The sequence below is a fragment of the Xenorhabdus siamensis genome (genome assembly GCF_037996745.1).
GTDB classification, from domain to species: Bacteria; Pseudomonadota; Gammaproteobacteria; order Enterobacterales; family Enterobacteriaceae; genus Xenorhabdus; species Xenorhabdus indica.
Window position 1 is genome coordinate 154,790 of record NZ_JBBMXE010000010.1, and the last position, 21,318, is coordinate 176,107.

Annotated in this window: 15 protein-coding genes; 12 read left to right on the forward strand and 3 right to left on the reverse strand. The window is 41.9% G+C overall.

The window, feature by feature from the left end:
- The first annotated feature begins 32 nt into the window (after positions 1–32).
- From AAC852_RS11140 to der, 12 genes are all read left to right on the forward strand, one after another.
- Positions 33–5,084 (forward strand): alpha-2-macroglobulin, encoded by a 5,052-nt coding sequence (locus tag AAC852_RS11140; protein ID WP_340621091.1) that lies wholly within the window; start codon positions 33–35, stop codon positions 5,082–5,084.
- A 133-nt stretch (positions 5,085–5,217) separates the two neighbouring features.
- The gene (gene pbpC / locus AAC852_RS11145) at positions 5,218–7,539 is read left to right on the forward strand and encodes a peptidoglycan glycosyltransferase PbpC (protein ID WP_340621092.1); all 2,322 of its coding nucleotides are present in this window, start codon (positions 5,218–5,220) and stop codon (positions 7,537–7,539) included.
- 148 nt (positions 7,540–7,687) lie between these two features.
- Positions 7,688–8,014 carry a hypothetical protein gene (locus tag AAC852_RS11150; RefSeq protein WP_340621093.1) on the forward strand — a complete coding sequence of 109 codons (327 nt, stop codon included), beginning with the start codon at positions 7,688–7,690 and terminating at the stop codon, positions 8,012–8,014.
- A 430-nt stretch (positions 8,015–8,444) separates the two neighbouring features.
- Positions 8,445–8,873 carry a nucleoside-diphosphate kinase gene (gene ndk / locus AAC852_RS11155; protein WP_047683070.1) on the forward strand — a complete coding sequence of 143 codons (429 nt, stop codon included), beginning with the start codon at positions 8,445–8,447 and terminating at the stop codon, positions 8,871–8,873.
- A gap of 354 nt (positions 8,874–9,227) precedes the next feature.
- Positions 9,228–10,406: a dual-specificity RNA methyltransferase RlmN gene (rlmN, locus tag AAC852_RS11160; protein ID WP_340621094.1), complete on the forward strand. Its 1,179-nt coding sequence runs from the start codon at positions 9,228–9,230 to the stop codon at positions 10,404–10,406.
- Positions 10,407–10,534: 128 nt separating this feature from the next.
- On the forward strand, positions 10,535–10,894 hold the full coding sequence (locus tag AAC852_RS11165) for a fimbrial assembly protein (protein ID WP_340621095.1): 360 nt from the start codon (positions 10,535–10,537) through the stop codon (positions 10,892–10,894).
- A gap of 157 nt (positions 10,895–11,051) precedes the next feature.
- Positions 11,052–12,131 carry a cytoskeleton protein RodZ gene (gene rodZ / locus AAC852_RS11170; RefSeq protein ID WP_340621096.1) on the forward strand — a complete coding sequence of 360 codons (1,080 nt, stop codon included), beginning with the start codon at positions 11,052–11,054 and terminating at the stop codon, positions 12,129–12,131.
- 121 nt (positions 12,132–12,252) lie between these two features.
- Positions 12,253–13,374, forward strand: a complete 1,122-nt coding sequence (gene ispG, locus AAC852_RS11175; RefSeq protein WP_340621097.1) for a flavodoxin-dependent (E)-4-hydroxy-3-methylbut-2-enyl-diphosphate synthase — start codon at positions 12,253–12,255, stop codon at positions 13,372–13,374.
- 83 nt (positions 13,375–13,457) lie between these two features.
- Entirely contained in the window at positions 13,458–14,735 is a 1,278-nt protein-coding gene (gene hisS / locus AAC852_RS11180) for a histidine--tRNA ligase (protein WP_340621098.1), read from the forward strand.
- A gap of 11 nt (positions 14,736–14,746) precedes the next feature.
- Positions 14,747–15,367 (forward strand): YfgM family protein, encoded by a 621-nt coding sequence (locus tag AAC852_RS11185; protein ID WP_340621099.1) that lies wholly within the window; start codon positions 14,747–14,749, stop codon positions 15,365–15,367.
- A 14-nt stretch (positions 15,368–15,381) separates the two neighbouring features.
- Complete coding sequence (gene bamB / locus AAC852_RS11190) at positions 15,382–16,554, forward strand: outer membrane protein assembly factor BamB (RefSeq protein WP_340621100.1); 1,173 nt, start codon at positions 15,382–15,384, stop codon at positions 16,552–16,554.
- A gap of 261 nt (positions 16,555–16,815) precedes the next feature.
- Complete coding sequence (der, locus tag AAC852_RS11195; RefSeq protein WP_340621101.1) at positions 16,816–18,309, forward strand: ribosome biogenesis GTPase Der; 1,494 nt, start codon at positions 16,816–16,818, stop codon at positions 18,307–18,309.
- Between the two features lie 121 nt (positions 18,310–18,430).
- Here the strand turns inward: der and AAC852_RS11200 are convergent, their stop codons facing one another.
- The 3 genes from AAC852_RS11200 to AAC852_RS11210 form a co-directional block, all read right to left on the reverse strand.
- Positions 18,431–18,628, reverse strand: coding sequence for a protealysin propeptide domain-containing protein (locus tag AAC852_RS11200; RefSeq protein ID WP_340621102.1), 198 nt, complete (start codon positions 18,626–18,628; stop codon positions 18,431–18,433).
- Positions 18,629–18,958: 330 nt separating this feature from the next.
- Complete coding sequence (locus tag AAC852_RS11205; protein ID WP_340621103.1) at positions 18,959–20,005, reverse strand: M4 family metallopeptidase; 1,047 nt, start codon at positions 20,003–20,005, stop codon at positions 18,959–18,961.
- A 224-nt stretch (positions 20,006–20,229) separates the two neighbouring features.
- Positions 20,230–21,300: a M4 family metallopeptidase gene (locus tag AAC852_RS11210; RefSeq protein WP_340621104.1), complete on the reverse strand. Its 1,071-nt coding sequence runs from the start codon at positions 21,298–21,300 to the stop codon at positions 20,230–20,232.
- Positions 21,301–21,318: the final 18 nt, after the last annotated feature.

Here is a 21,318-nt window from a genome sequence, read left to right on the forward strand (position 1 = left end):
AACCAGCCGGCAAACGATAAGGATTACAGATTATGTGTCAATATCAATTGAGACAATGGGCAGCAAGGAGAAGGCGCTTTATCACATTAATGGTTGCTACATTGTTTGCATTTTTTGCGCTCTGTATCTTATCTGGATGTGATCAATCACAGAACAGTGAAAATACGAGAAAATCAGAAAAACCGACAATTTCAACGGCACAAAGAACAACTGATACTGCAAAACGAGAACTTCAATCACCTGTACCTCAATTACCGCAAGAACGTTATGCGGGTAAAGATGTTACTATCTTAGATGCCTCAGAGTTGCAGTTGGATGGTGCCAGTGCAATGGTTGTGACGTTTTCTGTTCCTTTGCAGATTGACCAGAATTTTTCTCAGAAAGTCCATCTGGTTGATGTGAAATCCGGAAAATTGGATGGTGCCTGGGAACTGTCTGATAACCAGATGGAGTTAAGGCTCCGTCATTTACCGCCTGATCGTGAGTTACAGTTATCGGTTGATGAAGGTTTAAAAGGCATTAATGGACGTCAACTAGTAAGTTCCTATGAGAAAAAATTCCAGACTGCTCCCATTAAACCTACCGTTGGTTTTGCCAGCAAAGGGGTTCTTCTACCGAGTAAAACTGCAGAAGGTTTACCTGTTTTGGCACTCAATGTTGATCAGGTTGATGTCAATTTTTTCCGCATCAAAGAGACATCATTACCTGAATTCATCGCCGATTGGCAATACCGCGGCAGTATGGAGTATTGGGATTCTGAAAATTTACTGCAGCGTGCTGACTTAGTTTATACCGGGCGTTTTGACCTGAATCCGGCACCTAACACTCGTGAAAAACTATTATTGCCACTGAATGATATTCAAGTATTGCAAAAAAGTGGGGTTTATCTGGCTGTCATGCAGCAGGCTGGAAAATATACCTATAGTAATCCCAGCATGTTATTTACGCTGAGTGATATTGGCGTTTCAATGCACAGCTATCTAAACCGGATAGATGTTTTTGCACAATCATTGGAACAAGGCTCCAGCCTGAAAGGTGTTGAAATTCGTTTGCTGGATGACAAGGGACAGCTTCTGTCAAAAAACACGACAGACAATAATGGTCACGCTACGCTGGAAAAAAATACCAAGGCAAAATTATTGTTGGCTATCCAGGGCGATCAAACCAGTATGATCGATTTGTCATATCCTGCGTTGGATCTGTCTGAGTTTGATATTGGCGGCACACAAGGGTATAGCAAACAGTTTTTTGTGTTTGGCCCAAGGGATCTTTATCGTCCTGGAGAAACGCTGATTGTAAATGGTTTACTGCGTGATGCTGATGGCCGTTCGTTGAAGCCCCAACCTGTAAAAGTTGATGTATTGAAAGCGGATAATCAGGTTGTGCGCAGTTTTGTCTGGCAACCTAAAAATGGACTCTATCAGTATCGTTACCTAATCCCACAAACCGCAGAAACAGGCATGTGGTCATTGCGTTTTGATTTAGGTGACAACACTCCGCGTTATTACAAATTTAATGTGGAAGACTTTATGCCTGAACGTATGGCATTGGAAATTGAGGGAAATAATGGAAATAAACCAGTATTGAAAAATAAAAGTGTTAATTTTGCCGTAACGGGGCGTTACCTATATGGAGCGCCAGCAGTTGAGAATCGGCTGCAAGGCCAATTATTTATGCGTCCAGCTCGTGATGCGGTGGCAAAATTATCAGAATATGAGTTTGGCTCCTCGAAAGAAGAGGGATTGAGCAGAACTCTGGATGAGTTCGACTTGACGTTAAATAGTGAAGGAAAAACAGTCGTTTCTGTCAGTGATAGTAATTGGAAATATGTAACATCTCCGATAAAAATTATCGTACAGGCTAGCTTGTTAGAATCTGGTGGGCGTCCGGTGACACGTCGTGCTGAGCAAGCCGTTTGGCCTGCTGACAAGCTGGTTGGCATACGTCCGCTTTTCAATAAAAAATCTATTTATAATTACCGTACAGGTCGTGATGAGAATCGCTATAACGTTGATGAAAACTCGCTGGCAGAGTTTGACATCGTTTATGCTGATGCTGATGGTAAGAAATATGCCACAAATGATTTGAGAGCTCGCCTGATATATGAACGCCGGGATTATTACTGGCGTTGGTCAGACAGTAACGGTTGGGATTCGGGATATGACCAGAAAGATTTGGTGATGGCCGATGAATCTGTCCAACTTGCGGAAAATGGTACAGCAAAAGTCAGTTTCCCGGTTGAATGGGGTTCTTACCGCATTGAAATAGTGGATCAGAAAAATCAGCTTGTAACCAGTCTGAACTTCTGGGCAGGTTATTCATGGCAGGATAATACAGATGGAACAGGTGCAATCCGCCCGGATCAAGTCAAACTCTCATTGGATAAACCCGCGTATAAGCCAGGTGATAAAGTAAAATTGCATATGCTTGCACCGCAGGCAGGTAAAGGCTACTTACTGCTGGAATCCAGTGATGGCCCGTTGTGGTGGCAGGAAATTGATGTTCCGGCAAAAGGTCTGGATATTGATGTACCCATTAATTCATTGTGGGCTCGCCATGATTTGTATCTGACTGCGGTTGTTATACGTCCGGGAGATAAAAATCGTCAGGCAACATCGAAACGGGCAATTGGTGTATTGCATCTGCCGTTGATGGACGAAGGGCGTAAGCTGAATTTGACACTGAGTGCGCCAGATAAAATACGTCCGAATCAGGATCTTAAAATCAAAATTAAGGCAACACTTCAGAATGGCAAAGGTCAGCCAGCAAGTAAGGAATTGCCAAAGCAAGTTTATGTTCTGCTTTCTGCTGCTGATTCAGGTGTACTCAGTATTACTAACTTTAAGACTCCAGATCCTTATGAAGCATTCTTCGGGCGTAAACGTTATAGCGTTGATCAATATGATGTCTATGGTCATTTAATTGAAACTGAAGGACGTAAAGCAAACTTACGCTTTGGTGGCGATGGTGATGAAAATACTCTCGAAAGGGGAGGCAAAAAACCACTGACAGAAGTCAATATTATTGCCGAGCAAGCTAAACCAATTAGCTTGAATGCTAATGGAGAAGGTGAAATTACCTTACCTATTCCTGATTTTAATGGTGAACTCCGGTTGATGGCACAAGCATGGAGTGATAACGAATTCGGATACAGTGAGCGTAAAGTTACAGTCGCTGCTCCGGTTGTTATCCAGATGTCATTACCTCGTTTCATGGCAGGTGGCGATCAATCTCAGTTGGCATTGGATCTCACCAATTTAACTGAACAACCGCAAGTACTGACGCTCAATTTCACTACAACTGGATTGATAAAGTTAGAAAATCCAGTAAGTAGAGAAATTATATTGGAAACAGGAAAACGAACTACTATTCAAATTCCGGTTAAAGCGGATCATGGGTTTGGACAAGGGGAAATTTTCCTAACAATTGATGGATTGAATATACCCAATGAGAAACGGCAACAGTATACAAATAGCTGGAAAATTGCGGTTCGCCCGGCACATCCTGCTGCAACCATACAGTTTGATGATGTTATCCGACAAAGCGAAGAGTGGCAGTTCCCACAATATGCTATCACTGATTTGATACCAGAAACACTGGAGGGGCAGCTCTTACTGACCAGCAGGCCACCACTACAAATCGCACGTTATATTCGCGAATTATATGCTTACCCATATGGATGTCTGGAGCAGACGATTAGTGGGCTTTACCCATCACTCTACTCCAATGAAGCGGAACTGAAAAAATTGGGTATCAGTACACAAAGTGACGAAAAACGGCGAGCAGCCATTGATGCTGGTATTACTCACTTGCTGAGTATGCAGCGTCATGATGGCAGCTTCTCGTTATGGGATCGTAATGGCGAGGAAGAGTTCTGGCTGACGGCGTATGCGGCAGATTTCTTATTCCGTGCCAATCAGCAAGGTTACAGTATCCCGGCTGATGCCCTGAAGACTGCCAATAACCGGCTTCTGCGTTACTTGCAGGATAAAAATATTATTAACGATCGTTACAGTAGTTCACGCAGTGAAACCCAATTTTCTGTACAGGCATATGCGGGGTTGGTCTTGGCAAGCCAGCAAAAAGCGCCATTAAGTGGTTTAAGACAACTCTATGAACAACGAGGACGGGCTGGTAACGGTTTGTCCTTGGTACAGTTGGGGATTGCGCTGAAAATGATGGGGGATGACACCCGTGGTAATGAAGCGATTCGTTCTGGTGTGAATAAATCCCGTCAATCCGGTTATAGGTTGCATGATTATGGTAGTACAATCCGTGACAACGCTTTGATTGTTGCTCTATTGACTGAAAACAAGATAATGTTAAATAAGCGTGATGAAAAACTATTCAGTTTATCTAATGAGTTATCAGCACGTCGTTACTTCTCTACACAGGAAAGTAATGCCATCTATCTGGCTGGGCGCTATTTTATTGATGCCAGCGAGCCGTCCTGGAAGGCGGTCATTAGTCAGCAAATACCACCGATTAACCGTGATAGCGCGTTAAATGAAGCATTGACTGCGAAACAGATCCTGAAAGGTATTGAAATCAGTAACCGTGGTGAGAGTACATTGTATTCACGTCTGAGTGTGGTGGGTTATCCATTGCATGCACCAAGACCTTATTCAAACATTCTGAATATCAAGCGTACCTATCTTGATTTGAATGGTGAAAATTATTATCCGGATCGCCTGAAAAGTGGTGAAATGATGGTCGTGAAATTGGAAATCAGTGCGACAGAACCTGTATCGGATGCACTGGTCGTCGATTTATTGCCTGCCGGGTTAGAAATTGAGAACCAAAATCTGGCGCATAGCAGTGCCAGTCTGAGTGAAAGCGCTACTACTTTGCAAAAGGTCATTAACGATATGCAGATGGCGAATATTCGTCATATCGAATACCGTGATGATCGCTTTGTTGCTGCTGTTTCCGTTGAGCCTTATCGACCAGTCACCTTACTCTATTTAGCCCGCGCAGTTGCACCGGGGATTTATCAGGTGCCAGCACCACAAGTTGAATCTATGTATGTGCCAGCTTGGCGAGCAGTAGGTGAAACAGAGAAAAGGTTGGAGGTTGTGCGTTAATCACAAATCAGCCCTTATCCCCGATGAAATCCATAGGGTACATACCCAATAAATTTCAGTTGCTTTGTAATCAACAAAGAGGCAACTCGAAAGATGAAGGACATAAGGGCTGAATTTTATGGATACAGCTTTAATGATAAGATTTTTCCGTCGTATTTATCTGATCCCTCTGATAATTTTAATGATTCTTCCTCTCTCCCTATGGCTGGCTGATAAAATTTGGCCTCTGCCATTAAAAAACGTCAAAATGGCGCGTGTTGTCATCGGAGCAGATGGTTCACCACTATGGCGTTTTGCTGATAATGAAGGAGTCTGGCGCTATCCCGTTACCTTGTCGCAAGTTTCTCCTGAATATATTCAGGCTCTGTTAACCTATGAAGATCGTTGGTTTTACAAGCATCCCGGAATTAATCCCATCTCATTATTGCGGGCAGCCTGGCAGGATATACGTGCCGAAAAGATTGTATCAGGAGGCAGCACTATCTCTATGCAGGTTGCCCGTTTGATAGATCCCCATCCACGTACTGTTGCAGGAAAATTAAAACAGATTTGGCGCACTCTGCAATTAGAGTGGCATTATTCCAAAGATGAAATTTTGCAGATGTATTTAAACCGGGCACCATTTGGTGGCACATTGCAAGGCGTTGGAGCAGCAAGTTGGGCATATCTGGGAAAGCCGCCATCAAATCTTTCATCTGGTGAAGCGGCATTACTGGCGGTATTGCCACAAGCACCGAGTCGTTTAAGGCCGGATCGCTATCCAAAACGGGCTCAGGCTGCCCGTGATAAGGTTTTGCAGCGGTTGAAACGCTATGGCGTTTGGTCAGCAGAAAAAGTAGCAGATGTAACAGGGGAAAATCTATGGCTTGCTCCCCGTCAGGTTCCTCAGCTTGCTCCATTGCTGGCAAGGAGAATGGTACAGGAAACTCAACAGGAAGTGATACAAACTACCATTGACACAGGATTGCAGAGTCAATTGGAAGATTTGGTGCTCAACTGGAAGTATCAACTGGCGGAAAAAACGTCTGTTGGCGTACTGGTGGTTGATCATACGGATATGACAGTTAAGGCTTACATTGGTTCGGTAGATTTTCAGGATAACAGTCGCTTCGGCCATGTCGATATGGTCAGTGCATGGCGTTCTCCGGGATCTGCACTAAAGCCTTTTTTGTATGCAATGGCGCTGGATGATGGATTAATTCACGCTGAATCTCTTTTGCAAGATGTTCCCCGTCGTTTTGATGATTATCGGCCGGGAAACTTCGATAGTGGGTTTAATGGGCCAGTTAGTGCCAGCGAAGCACTGGTTCGTTCATTGAATTTACCTGCGGTACAGCTTCTTGAATCGTATGGTGCTAAAAGGATTACTGCTAATTTGCGCAATGTAGGTATGGTATTGCGTTTTCCATTGGGTAGTGAACCGAATCTGGCATTGATACTTGGTGGGACATCAGTTCGTATGGATCAACTGGTTTCTGTTTATAGTGCTTTTGCCCGTCAGGGGAAAGTCTCTTCGTTGCGCTTTACCCCACAGCAGAAAATCCGAGACAGGCAACTATTTACGGCAGGTGCTGCCTGGATTGTCAGAAGAATTATGGCGGGAGAGAGTCGCCCATTGCCGGATAGTGTGTTGCCTGCTGAAGTACCATTAGCATGGAAAACAGGCACCAGTTATGGTTATCGCGATGCGTGGGCTATTGGCTTGAATGCTCGTTACACCATAGGTGTTTGGGTAGGAAGGCCGGATGGAACACCAGTGGTAGGGCAATTTGGCTATGCTACAGCGATACCTATCATGAACCAGATTAATGGATTACTCATGAGAAATTTGCATTATGGTTCTCAGTATATTCCTGTTGATTCGAGGCCGGAAAGTGTCAGTCAGGCAGTTATCTGTTGGCCAGGGGGTACTGTACTTAACAAAGAGGATAATAATTGCCGTCAGCGCCATTTGAGTTGGGTTTTGGATAATACGATCCCACCAACATTGCTGGCGGCGGAGCAGGAATCTATTTCAGGTATCAATGAACGGATATGGATAGATAAAAACGGTCTGCGTGTTGCTTCTGATTGTCCTGATGCCAGACCTGAAACAATAGCTTTGTGGCCGATTGCATTGGAAGCATGGTTACCAGAAAAAGAGTGGCGTTTAAATCGGTTGCCAGCGATTAACCCTCAATGTCCTCCGATGAAAATAGATGAAGCACCATTACTGATTGTGGGTATCCGTGAGGGAGATATTCTAAAACGTATTCCGGGGAAAAAAGCGCTGGATTTGCGAATAGCAACACAAGGTGGCAGTGGGCAACAATGGTGGTTTTTGAATGGTGAGCAAGTTGCCATAACTGAAAATAACCAGCAGTGGGTTAAAACTTTATCTCATCCGGGGAAATATCAACTTAGTGTTTTAGATTTGAGTGGACAAATTAGTGTAATCAATTTTGTGTTGCAGTAATTGGGTAATGGCTTGTGACATTGAATAAATATTCTAATATAAACATGAAGTTAACAGTGATTTTGGTTTTCTAATAATTTTATTGTTGTTTTGCTTCTATTGTTGTGTATTGAAAATATTGGAATTTAAAGTTGGTTAGTCAATAAAGATGAAAATATTTTCATATGCTGTACTGTTAGGGTTATTTTATGCTCCGCTCTCTTTGGCTGATACGCTAACCAAAGAGGTTGGTAATAAAATAGCAAATAAAGAATCAGTGAGCCCTGGTGCATTGAAAAAATGTACATATTTATTGCCCGAAGGGCATAAATATACCATTAGCATTATTGTTACATCTGATAAGACAACGAAAGACAGTAATGAACAATTTAAAGGGAAATTTGAAGTTTCTGATGAAACTAAGAAACCATTGGATGAGAAAAGACAAGAGCAACTCAAACCTTTTATTCAATGCGTGAAAGATACTGTTTTGTAATTGATGTAGTATAAAACTGAGCAGTATAAAAACGTAACATAAAACGTTAATTCAATGATCTTGAGCAGAATGCCTATGTGGGAACTTATCGCCTATATAGGCATTATTTTATAAGATGTACGGGTAAGATAGTGTGAATTGATGGAAAAATCGGATACATAAAATTCTGAGTGAGTACTGAAAACAAGTTTATCTCACATTGTCTTAAACTGAGTTATACAGTGAAAATGTGATTTGTGCTAAAAAATTATAATTTTCGCTAAGAAGATTTTAATAAAATGTTGTGTTTCTTATAGGCAAGCAGAAAGTCTCCTCCTATAATCAACGCCTATTTTTATTCCTGTCAGGAAAACAGGATAAATTCTGTCCTTCTGCCTTGTCAGAGGGAATTAAAATGAGTCATCGCTGAAAGTGCCAAAGAGGTTATCCAATGACGATTGAACGTACTTTTTCCATTATTAAGCCTAACGCTGTGAAGAAAGATGTTATCGGTTCCATCTATGCCCGTTTTGAAAGTGCTGGTTTTAAAATCATCGCAGCTAAAATGTTGCATTTAACACGTGAACAAGCAGAAGGTTTTTATGCTGAGCACAAAGGCCGCCCTTTCTTTGACGGCTTGGTAGAATTCATGACATCTGGCCCAATCATGGTGCAGGTTCTGGAAGGTGAAAATGCAGTTCAGCGTCACCGTGACCTGATGGGGGCAACTAACCCGGATAATGCTCTGGCGGGGACTCTGCGTGCAGATTATGCAGATAGCTTTACTGAAAATGCTGTTCACGGTTCAGATTCTATGGAATCTGCAAATCGTGAAATTGCTTATTTCTTCAGTGATGATGAAGTTTTCCCTCGCTACTGATTCCACTGAATTTACCCAATAGATATCAAGTTACTGGAAAGGGGGCAATGAATGCCGCCAATCCTAAATACAGCTTGAAAAGGGATACTTTCAGTTACTCGTAGCATCTGTACAATAAAGTTTGTACAATACGGCGCCCCGCTGATGTGATTTAGCGGGGCGTTTATTATTTTATACCTATATATAAAAGGTATACCTCATATATCAATTTACGCTAAATACATCTTTTTGAATATATTACTGGAGTATATTCTTTAAAACAGTGTCTATTGAATTGGCAGTCACCGCATGAAAACTTAGTGCTGAAATAGAATCAGCACAGAGCCGAAAGTGTAATAACGAGGCGATGTAACAATGTCCCAACTTAACGCAACCGTACAATCTTCAACTTCCGCTGCATCTTTCACACCAGATAAGAAAACCGGTAAAATTAATCTGCTCGATCTCAATCGTAAACAGATGCGTCAGTTTTTTATTGAAATGGGGGAAAAACCTTTTCGTGCCGATCAGGTTATGAAATGGATTTACCACTATTGTTATGACGATTTTGAGCAAATGACAGACATCAACAAAGTGCTCAGAGCAAAACTACAGCAAGTTGCTGAAATCAGGGCACCTGAAGTTGCGGAAGAACAGCGCTCTTCGGATGGGACTATCAAATGGGCGATTACTGTTGGTGACCAACAGGTTGAAACGGTTTATATCCCAGAAGATGATCGCGCAACACTGTGTGTCTCATCTCAGGTCGGGTGTGCTTTAGAATGTAAATTTTGCTCCACTGCGCAGCAGGGATTTAACCGCAACCTGCGGGTTTCTGAAATCATTGGTCAAGTTTGGCGTGCTGCTAAAATTATTGGTTCGCTGAAATCCAGTGGCCGCCGTCCAATCACCAATGTGGTTATGATGGGGATGGGGGAACCGCTGCTCAACTTAAACAATGTCGTGCCAGCTATGGAAATCATGATGGATGATTTTGGTTTTGGTCTGTCAAAACGTCGTGTCACTCTATCAACATCAGGTGTAGTACCTGCATTGGACAAATTGGGTGATATGATTGACGTTGCATTGGCAATTTCTCTTCATGCACCGACTGACGATATTCGTGACGAAATTGTCCCAATTAACCGCAAGTACAATATTGAAGAGTTTCTGGCAGGTGTCCGTCGTTATTTGACGAAATCCAATGCTAACCAGGGCCGGGTGACGGTGGAATATGTAATGCTTGACCATGTCAATGACAGTGTGGAACAAGCACACCAATTGGCAGAATGCCTGAAAGATACTCCAAGCAAGATCAATTTAATTCCATGGAACCCATTTCCTGGCGCACCTTATGGACGTAGTTCCAACAGCCGAATTGATCGTTTTGCGAAGGTCTTGATGGGGTATGGTTTTACCACCATTGTGCGTAAAACAAGGGGAGATGATATTGATGCTGCCTGTGGACAGCTTGCTGGTGAAGTCATTGATAGAACAAAACGGACGTTGAAAAAACGTCTTACAGGTGAACCAATTCAGGTAAAAACAGTCTAATTTTCTGTTTAATATCGGTAAATGGCTAAAAATTTGGCGAAGTTTGACATATTCTGATAAATGAAAATAGTATGATACGGAAATCAATAATTTGGTCTATAGTTTGTTGTAGCTTGATGGCTGGCTGTGTGGCGCATTCTCAACGTCGTGCACATCAACAAGTTGTTGCGGTAGATACTCGGTTACAGCTAGGGAAGGCGTATTTGGCAGAACGGAATTTACCGGCTGCCAAATTTCATTTTGAAAAAATTCTGCTGGTAGAGCCTCGTCATCCAGAAGCGCATCTGGGGATGGCACTGCATGAACAATATGCAGGTTGGCCTGAATCTGCTGACCAGCATTATAGAATGGCAATGCAGTACGCGACGGGAAATGATACTGTAGTACGCCATTATTCCGTTTTTCTCTGTGAACAAAAGCGGTACGAAGAAGCTAAGAAGTTGGCCACGGAAAATAACACAACCTTATGTTATTGCAGTCGATGTTGATTGCAATAATGCTGATTTTAATCAATAGGTTGTGACAAATGATTTTCTGTGTTCGACGCAGTATGAAATGATTTCGCTACACAAATTTAGTTGGATGTTTTATCAAATTAATTTGTGTAAATACTTTAAACCTGAACAGTACCAGTGCCCTTAGATAATGAAGACTGAAACTTACCCAGAAGAAGCCAATCTGACAGCAGGTCAGATTTTGCGTCAGGCTCGTGAAAAACTTGAGCTTTCTCAGCAAACTGTGGCAGATCGCTTGTGTCTTAAAGTATCCACTGTTCGTGATATCGAAGAAGATAATGTCCCTGCTAATATCGTACCGACATTCTTCCGCGGTTATATTCGTGCCTATGCGAAACTTGTCCAAGTACCTGAATCTGAGCTTTTAACCAAGCTGGATGCACAAATGCCGAATAAGGCAGTAAAAACTTCTCCGATGCAGAGCTTTTCTGCCCAAAAGATACGTAAAAAGCGCGATGGCTGGCTGATGAAGGTAACATGGTTTGTGATAATCATATTACTGGGAATGACCGGCCTGTGGTGGTGGCAGAATTATAAGGCTCAGCAAAAAGAACTGGCTTCCATGACAGAGCAAACTGAAGCACAGCTACAAGCTGGTAATGCATTATCCGGTGCAAACTCTGCGCCCGCTAACGCACCGTCTTCAACAGGAAAAAATACGCTTGTACCGTCAAATGATGCAGCTACCAACAGCAATGCTCAATCATCTTCCAGCGCTTCTGCACCTGTAGCAACTGAGTCTAAAATTGTTCCATTATCGGGTAATCAACCCGCTGTGAATAATGTCTCCAGCAATGCTGTATCTGATAACATTACTTCCGGCAATACTGTTGCCACGAATGTTGCCCCTACAAATCAGAGTATTTCTACAAACCAAGGTATAGAGAATGCAGTATCAGCAACGGGTACAGCATCAAATTCTGTTGGGAGTTCTCCATCGACAGATATGAGTCGGATCAGTGCAGTGAACAGCAATGAACTGGTCATTAACTTTACCGGTGAGTGTTGGTTAGATATTAAAGATGCCAAAGGTAAGAAACTATTTAGAGGCACTAAAAATAAGGGCGATAGCCTAAAATTGTTAGGCACTTTACCTTACTCGCTACATATTGGTGCACCAGCTCAGGTTAATATAGAGTTTCAAGGGAACCACGTGAATCTGGACGAGTTTATTAAGAAAGGTTCTGCTGCCAGACTGACATTGCCATAAACTGACTCGCGTTTTTGGTGAATGTTGAACTGGGGTTCAGGTTCGCCTGCGTGTATTATTCATCACAGCATGTTGTAATTTTTATAAGCAAAATACAGGGATGTAGGGGAGTCATGTAAAAATGCATAATGAATCACCGATAAAAAGACGTAAATCCACACGTATCTATGTTGGTAGTGTCCCCATCGGGGATAATGCACCAATTGCGGTGCAGTCAATGACCAACACACGAACAACTGATATTGAGGCGACAGTCAATCAGATCAAGTCGCTGGAACGTGTAGGTGTTGATATTGTCCGTGTTTCGGTTCCAACCATGGATGCAGCGGAAGCCTTCAAATCCATTAAACAGCAATCCAATGTTCCGCTGATTGCTGACATCCATTTTGATTACCGTATTGCATTGAAAGTTGCAGAATATGGTGTTGATTGTCTACGTATCAACCCCGGGAATATTGGTAACGAGGAACGTATTCGTCAAGTTGTGGATTGTGCCCGTCATAATAATATACCTATCCGTATTGGGGTGAACGGTGGCTCTTTAGAAAAAGATTTACAGGAAAAATATGGAGAGCCAACGCCGGAAGCTCTGGTTGAATCCGCTATGCGCCATGTCGATATTCTTGACCGTCTGAACTTTGATCAGTTCAAAGTTAGTGTTAAGGCATCTGATGTGTTTCTGGCAGTAGGCGCTTACCGCTTGCTGGCGCAAAAAATTGATCAACCTCTGCATTTGGGTATTACAGAAGCCGGAGGTGCTCGTGCAGGTGCGGTGAAATCTTCAATTGGTCTGGGTATTCTGTTATCCGAAGGGATTGGTGATACCTTGCGCATCTCTTTGGCTGCTGATCCGGTGGAAGAAGTTAAAGTCGGTTTCGATATACTGAAAGCATTACGCATTCGTTCAAGAGGCATCAACTTTATTGCCTGTCCGACGTGTTCCCGTCAGGAGTTCGATGTTATCGGTACAGTGAATGCGCTTGAACAACGTCTTGAGGATTTGATCACACCAATGGATGTTTCCATCATTGGTTGTGTTGTAAATGGCCCCGGAGAAGCTGAAGTCTCAACATTGGGTGTGACGGGCGCAAAAACAAAAAGTGGTTTTTATGAAGATGGAGTTCGCCAAAAAGAGCGTCTCGACAATAACAATTTGATTGACCAGCTTGAAGCGAAAATCCGAGCCAAGGCAACTATTCTTGATGCTAATAACCGGATTAGTATTAATCAGCTTGATAGATAAGATGCCAATGCCGACTCATGTTATCAGAGTCGGTATTGTTTTGTTTGCTGATTGAACTTGGAAATATTAATAAGAGATAAAACATGGCAAAAAATATTCCGGCAATTCGTGGTATGAACGATTGCCTCCCTGCTGAAACAGCCATCTGGCAACGTGTTGAGTCTACTGTGAAACGTGTGTTGGCTGGTTATGGTTTCAGTGAAATTAGAACACCGATTGTAGAGCAGACCCCGTTATTCAAACGCGCAATTGGGGAAGTTACTGATGTTGTCGAAAAAGAGATGTACACATTCGATGACCGTAATGGAGAAAGTTTGACTTTGCGCCCGGAAAATACCGCAGGCTGCGTGCGTGCCGGTATTCAGCATGGTCTGCTGTACAATCAGGAACAACGTTTATGGTACATTGGCCCGATGTTCCGCTATGAACGTCCACAAAAGGGCCGTTATCGTCAATTTCATCAATTGGGTGCAGAAGTGTTTGGTTTGCAAGGGCCGGATATTGACGCTGAAATGATTCTGATGACTGCACGTTGGTGGCGTGAGTTGGGTATTGCTGAGCATGTGACACTCGAATTGAACTCGATTGGTTCTCTGGAAGCGCGTGCAAACTATCGTGAAGCACTGGTCGCATTCCTTGAGCAGCATAAAGAGAAACTGGACGAAGATTGTCTGCGCCGCATGTACACAAATCCATTGCGTGTGCTGGATTCTAAAAATCCTGACATTCAGGCTCTTCTTAATGACGCACCTGCCCTGTTTGATTACCTTGATGCAGAGTCAAAAGAGCACTTTGATGGCCTGTGCCAGATTCTGGACGCTGTAGGTATTCAATATCGTATCAACCAGCGTTTGGTCCGTGGTCTTGACTATTACAACCGCACGGTCTTTGAATGGGTGACTTCTGCATTGGGCGCGCAAGGCACGGTTTGTGCGGGAGGGCGTTACGATGGATTGGTTGAACAACTGGGCGGAAAACCAACACCAGCAGTAGGTTTTGCAATGGGGATGGAGCGTATGATCCTGTTGGTTCAGGAAGTGAATCCTGAATTTGTTGCAGATCTCGCTGTTGCAGATGTTTATCTCTCTTCCTTTGGTGAAGGTAGCCAACAGGCAGCATTGATTCTGGCGGAGAAAATCCGTAATGAGTTGCCTGAATTACGCCTGATGACCAATCATGGTGGTGGTAACTTCAAGAAGCAATTGGGACGTGCAGGTAAGCATGGTGCCAAAATTGCTTTACTCCTCGGAGAAGATGAAATTAGTACAGGTGATGTCACCGTGAAAGATTTACGTAATGGTGAGCAACAAACATTGCCACAACAAGCGATCGCAGTACGTTTGAGCGAACTGTTAGGCTAAGGAGAGACTCTGTGGAAGCCTATACCACTGAAACTGAACAAGTTGATGCAATAAAGCGTTTTTTTGTCAACAACGGTAAGTATATTGCTGTTGGCTTAGTATTGGGGATTGGGGCAATTGTTGGTTGGCGTTACTGGCAATCTCATCAAACAAACCAGCTACAGGATACCGCGGTACAATTCGAACAACTGAACAAATCACTGGCATCGGGTTCGAAAGAAAGCATTACTGCCGTAGAGAAATTCGCTAATGAAACGAATAACATCTACGGTGTGATGACGGATATGGAATTAGCAAAACACGCTGCTGATAAAAATGATTTGGCACAGGCAGAAAAATATTTGCTGGTGGCTTCAGGTAAAGCAAAAGATCAGAATATGGTGGATTTGTCCAATATTCGTCTGGCACGGGTTCAGTTAGCAGCAGATAAAACTGATGCTGCATTGAAAACACTGGAGCAAGTTAAAAGTAAGGGATGGCAGTTAATAGCTGAGGATATCCGTGGTGATATTCTGGCGAAGAAAGGGAACATTAAAGGTGCGCGTGAAGCATACTCCAATGGGCTAAACGCCCAGGGTTCTCAGGTGTTGAAATCAATGATTCAAATTAAATTAGATAACTTATCCAACTAAGGGAGCCAACTCTAATGCAACTGCGAAAAACACTCTTGGTTGGGCTGGTTGCTTCTGTTTTGCTGGCAGGTTGCTCAAGTGAACAGGATACAGTAATAATGTCCCCACTGCCAAAGGTTGAAAATCAATTCAATCCGCGCGTCGTTTGGGATAAGTCGGTCGGTAATGGCGTTGGGCATTATTACTCTCACTTATCGCCGGCCTGGCAAGGTTCAACGGTTTATGTTGCCGATCGTCATGGTATCGTTAAAGCATTTGAGATAGACAGTGGTAAAGAATTATGGTCAACCGATCTGTCTGAGAAAGCAGGGTTGTTATCATCTCGTCTGCCAGCGCTACTATCCGGTGGTTTGACTGTATTGGGTGATCGTCTGTATATCGGTACAGAAAAAGCAAAAGTTATTGCGTTGAATTCCACAAACGGTAAGGTTGAGTGGGAATCTCAGGTTGCCGGTGAAGCATTATCTCGTCCGGTTGTGAGTGATGGTCTTGTTCTGATCCATACCGGCAATGGTATGTTGCAGGCCCTGAATGAAAATGATGGTTCTATTGCCTGGTCAATCAATATGGACACACCTTCGCTATCTGTCCGTGGTGAATCGGCACCTGCTGTAGCATACGGGGCAGCAATTGTCGGTGGCGATAATGGCCGTGTTAGTGCTGTCTTGCTTTCTCAGGGGCAGTTGATTTGGCAGCAGCGTATCTCTCAGGTGACAGGGGCAACTGAAATCGATCGCTTGAATGATGTTGATATGACCCCGGTCATTTCTGATAATGTCATTTATGCTATTGCTTATAATGGCAACTTAGTGGCGATGGATATGCGTTCCGGCCAGATTATTTGGAAGCGTGATCTGGGTTCTGTGAATGATATGGTTGTGACCGACAACAATATTTTCATTGTTGATCAGGACGATCGGATTTTATCTTTGCGCAAAAGTGATGGAGTAACAATCTGGTCTCAAAACAATCTGTTACACCGTAATCTGACTGCACCAGAAATGTATAATGGCTATCTGGTTGTAGGTGATGGGGAAGGTTACCTGCACTGGTTAAATATGGCTGATGGGCAATTTGTTGCTCAGCATAAAGTCGATAGCTCTGGCCTTTTGAGCCGTCCTGTGATTGCCAGTGATAAGCTGATGGTACAGGCGAAGGGCGGAGCGGTTTACCTGTACACTCGCTGATATGCTGATATACAGAAAACAGAAATAGAATTTGTTTTAATGCTATATACCAATAGATTTCAAGTTGCATTGCGATGGAAAGCAAAAGATGATTTGAAAAATGAAGGGGATAGCGATACTCACACGGCTCCTGTACTGACAGGGGCCGTGTCGTCTTTTTAGTATCTTGCGGTTGTGAGAAGAAGATTTGGTAGTGACGAACTTCAAGTGGTTCTTTTTTGCAGGATATCGATTTAAATCTAGTCATGAGGCATCAAAAAAATGATACCTGTCGTTGCGCTGGTTGGGCGCCCTAATGTCGGAAAATCTACCTTATTTAATCGTCTAACCCGAACCAGAGATGCGTTGGTAGCGGATTTCCCCGGTTTAACCCGTGACCGTAAATATGGACGAGCGGAAGTTGAAGGGCAAGAATTTATCATCGTTGATACAGGTGGTATTGATGGAACGGAAGAGGGCGTAGAAACACAAATGGCTGCGCAATCGCTGATGGCAATCGAAGAAGCAGATATCGTTCTGTTTATGGTTGATGCCAGATCCGGGCTGATGCCTGCTGATCACGCAATTGCAAAACATTTGCGCAGCCGTGAAAAATCGACTTTCTTAGTTGCAAATAAAACTGATGGGATTGATATTGATATATCTATTGCCGAATTCTACTCTCTGGGATTAGGGGATATATATTCTATCGCGGCAGCGCATGGGCGTGGCGTGACTCAATTGATTGAGCGTGTATTGTTGCCATTTTCTGAGAAAGAAGAAGGTGCAGAAGAAGTTGAGTTAACGGAAGAAGAAGCTAATGCCGCTTACTGGGCTGAAATGGAACAAGCTGAATTAGAGGCAGTGGCTGAAGCTGAACAGGAAGAGGATTTTGATCCGACAACATTGCCACTGAAACTGGCTATTGTTGGGCGTCCGAATGTGGGCAAATCTACGCTAACCAACCGAATTCTGGGGGAAGAACGAGTCGTTGTCTTTGATATGCCGGGAACAACCCGTGATAGCATCTATATCCCAATGGAGCGTGATGGTCGTGAATATATCCTGATTGACACAGCGGGAGTTCGCAAACGTGGTAAGGTGACAGAAGTGGTGGAAAAGTTCTCTGTTATCAAAACACTTCAGGCCATTGAAGATGCAAACGTTGTGCTGCTGGTGGTTGATGCGCGTGAAGGCATTTCTGATCAGGATCTTTCCCTGCTTGGTTTTATTCTCAATAGTGGCCGCTCCTTAGTTATTGCGGTTAATAAATGGGATGGCATGAGTCAGGACGATAAAGATCACGTGAAAGATATGCTGGATCTGCGTTTAGGGTTTGTTGATTTTGCCCGTGTTCACTTTATTTCTGCATTACATGGCAGTGGCGTGGGTAATCTATTTGATTCGATTCTGGAAGCTTATGAAAGTGCAACTCGTCGTGTTAATACTTCCATGCTTACACGGATTATGCGTATGGCAGAAGAGGATCATCAGCCACCGATGATACGTGGGCGCAGGGTAAAAATGAAATATGCTCATGCTGGTGGATACAACCCGCCTATTGTTGTGATTCATGGTAATCAGGTGGCAGATTTACCTGATTCTTATAAGCGTTATTTAATGAACTATTTCCGTCGTTCTTTAAAAGTTATGGGAACGCCTATCCGTATTCAATTTAAAGAAGGGGCTAACCCTTATGCTGATAAGAAAAATACTTTGACTGCGTCACAGCTTCGTAAGCGTAAGCGTTTGATGGAGCATTTGAAAAAGCGGTAAATAATTGAATAACCATTAATAAAATAAAGAGCTATTTTCTAGCTCTTTATTTTAGAAAGTTACCAATAATAAATATTTGAGCTTATTATTCCTTAGATTACACTCTTTTAACGTTAGATGATCAATTACTTTTCTCTTTATCAATTTGAAGTCTATCTTTTTTTCGTAACGGAGGATTCGTAGCTGATTGTTTCATTAAGCTCTTAACGTGATCTAATGTTCTTAGCACATGTTCTTTGTCATTCTCATCACAATTTTTCGCAATATGTTCCAGTAAATGGGGAGGAATTATACTGGGTTGATTTGTTACATTACACATAATATACCCAACTTGTTAGTTTGTTAGCATGGTGTCTGTGGTCTATCTTTACTAGCTTAAATATTAGTCAAAATAACCACGTCAGTCACTAACAAAAATGTAAATTTTTATCCTCTCATTTTATAAGTTGTATGTGCGACAAGTGGATGAAATATTTGGTGATATATTATTGAGAAAATTTATATAATTAAATTGGAAAATGACCAGGAAGATAAATTCAGTCAGTAAAGATGTGATAAAAAAATATGATGATATGAAAGGCATAAAATATATGGGGATAAAAGCAGGGTTTTCCCTAACCCTTAGGTTAAAAATATTATTTTCTTATTGTCAACGAATCACACCTACTTGATTCCATGCATCAGTAACAAGATTTGAAATGCTTTTGCCAAAGAGTTTGTATGCATTATCAACGGTTAATTTGGCGAAATCATTAAAACTTGCTTTATTAGATAATCGCCTGTCTGTTAGTGTCTCATACCAGATTTTACCTGCCCGCTCCCATGAATATCCTCCGAGCTCAATTGCCAGTAGGTAGAATGCTTTGTTTGGAATACCTGAATATTTATGAACACCACCATTATCATTTGACAGAGGAAGTTCCTGGTATTGATTCATGTGCCCAATCTGATCATCGTGTGAATATGCACTTCCCGGAAATTTAAATGAACGTAAAGCGATATTGGGATCATTATGAGGGTTCATTTTAGGTCCGAATATTCCCTGGCCTACCAGCCAATCAGATTCATTGGCTTTCTGGTTATTAGCAAACTGTTTTACCATCACACCAAATACATCTGAAATAGACTCATTAAGTGCACCAGATTGATAGGCATAATCGAGATCTGCTTCATATTGAGTGACACCATGTGTTAATTCATGTGCTGTGATATCAATACAAGATGTAAAACGATTAAAATACAGTTTCATTCCATCACCAAAAACCATTTGATTATTTGCCCAAAATGCATTTGCATAGCCTTCTAGATAATGTACTGTAGCAACTAATTTGAGTCCCTTATTATCAATTGAATCACGACCAAAAATTTCTTTATAAAAATAATAAGTGTTACCGAGATGTTCGTAAGCTTCATTGACGGATATATCTTTGCTTTCAGAAGTGCCCTCGACTCGAACTATTTTGGTGCCTGGGTATACATCTGTGTTTTTGGCATTGTATATTGTTCTGTTCAATTTTTTATCAGAACCTGGATTATATATTAAAGATAAATGACCTATTGCGGCGTAATTATTTATCAGATTGTAAGTATGATCTAAAGTTTTTAAGAGAGATGGCTTATCCTGTTCATCACAAATTTTAATAATATATTCAAATAGGGTTGGAGGAATAATGCTGTGTATTTTATTTTTGCACATAATAATACCCCGATTTATTTTTCGAATGTTGTATATTTTTTGGGATCCCATTTAAATTATTAGCCTAATTCTCGGGGTTTTCTACTAACTAAATGCTTTTTTTCTCTTCAAAAATCATTAAATTATAAATACAAAAAAAGGGCCAAAACAGGCCCTTTTTTAATTTTATGATTAAATTGACATTAATTCAGTGATACTTGTCTGATAGTATATTAATATCTTTATTAATCATCTTCTGGCAGAAGCACACCCACTTTATTCCAGCACTCTTTGGTGGTGAGAGAGACTTTTTTACCAAATAACATTTCTGCATTGTCAATCGTTAATGTGGCAAAATCATCAAACGTGGCATCTGAAGTTAAACGGTCATCCAATAAAGTTTCATACCAGATTTTACCAGCCTGTTCCCATGAATAACCTCCCAGAGCAGTTGCCAGCAAGTAAAATGCCCTGTTAGGGATACCCGAATATATGTGAACGCCTCCATTATCAATTGAAATCGGCAGTTCTTCATATTCATCCATATGACCAACCTGCTTATCTTTAGGAAATGCTGAGCCTGGTTTTATAAATGAACGTAAAGCGATATCAGGTTTATTATCTGGATTGAACTTGGGACCCAGCAGCCCTTTTCCTAATAGCCAGTCGGATTCATCGGCTTTTTGATTATTGGCATACTGTTTTACCATGATGCCAAACACATCTGAAATGGACTCATTCAGGGCACCAGATTGATAAATATATTGGAGATTGACTTCATTCTGAATAATACCATGAGTTAATTCATGTGCTACAACATCAATCGCTGAGGTAAAACGATTGAAATATTGCCCATCGCCGTCACCAAAAACGATTTGTTTTCTGGACCAGAAGGCATTTAAGTAACGTTTACCATAATGCACCGTGGCGACTAACTTAAGCCCTTTGTTATCAAGTGAGTTTCGGCCAAAAATTTTCTTATAGAATTCATGAGTTTTTCCAAGGTGATCATAAGCCTCATTGACAGCAATATCCTCACTTTCAGGCATACCTTCACGGCGGGCTAATTTTCCTCCGGGGAATTCTTCTTCCTGTTCTGCATCGTAGATAATTCTATGCAGTTTTTTTGTTTCATCAGATTCAATATCTGAGTCCTGCTGTAAAATATCTTCTACAGCCGTGATATTCATTAAATCATAGATATGATCTAATGTTTTTAATACGTATTGATTAGTACACTCATCACAATTATCAGAGATTTGCTCTAAGACAAATGGAGGGATTAAACTGTATCTATTAATTTCATAAGTATTCATAATTATTCCCCTGTTTTG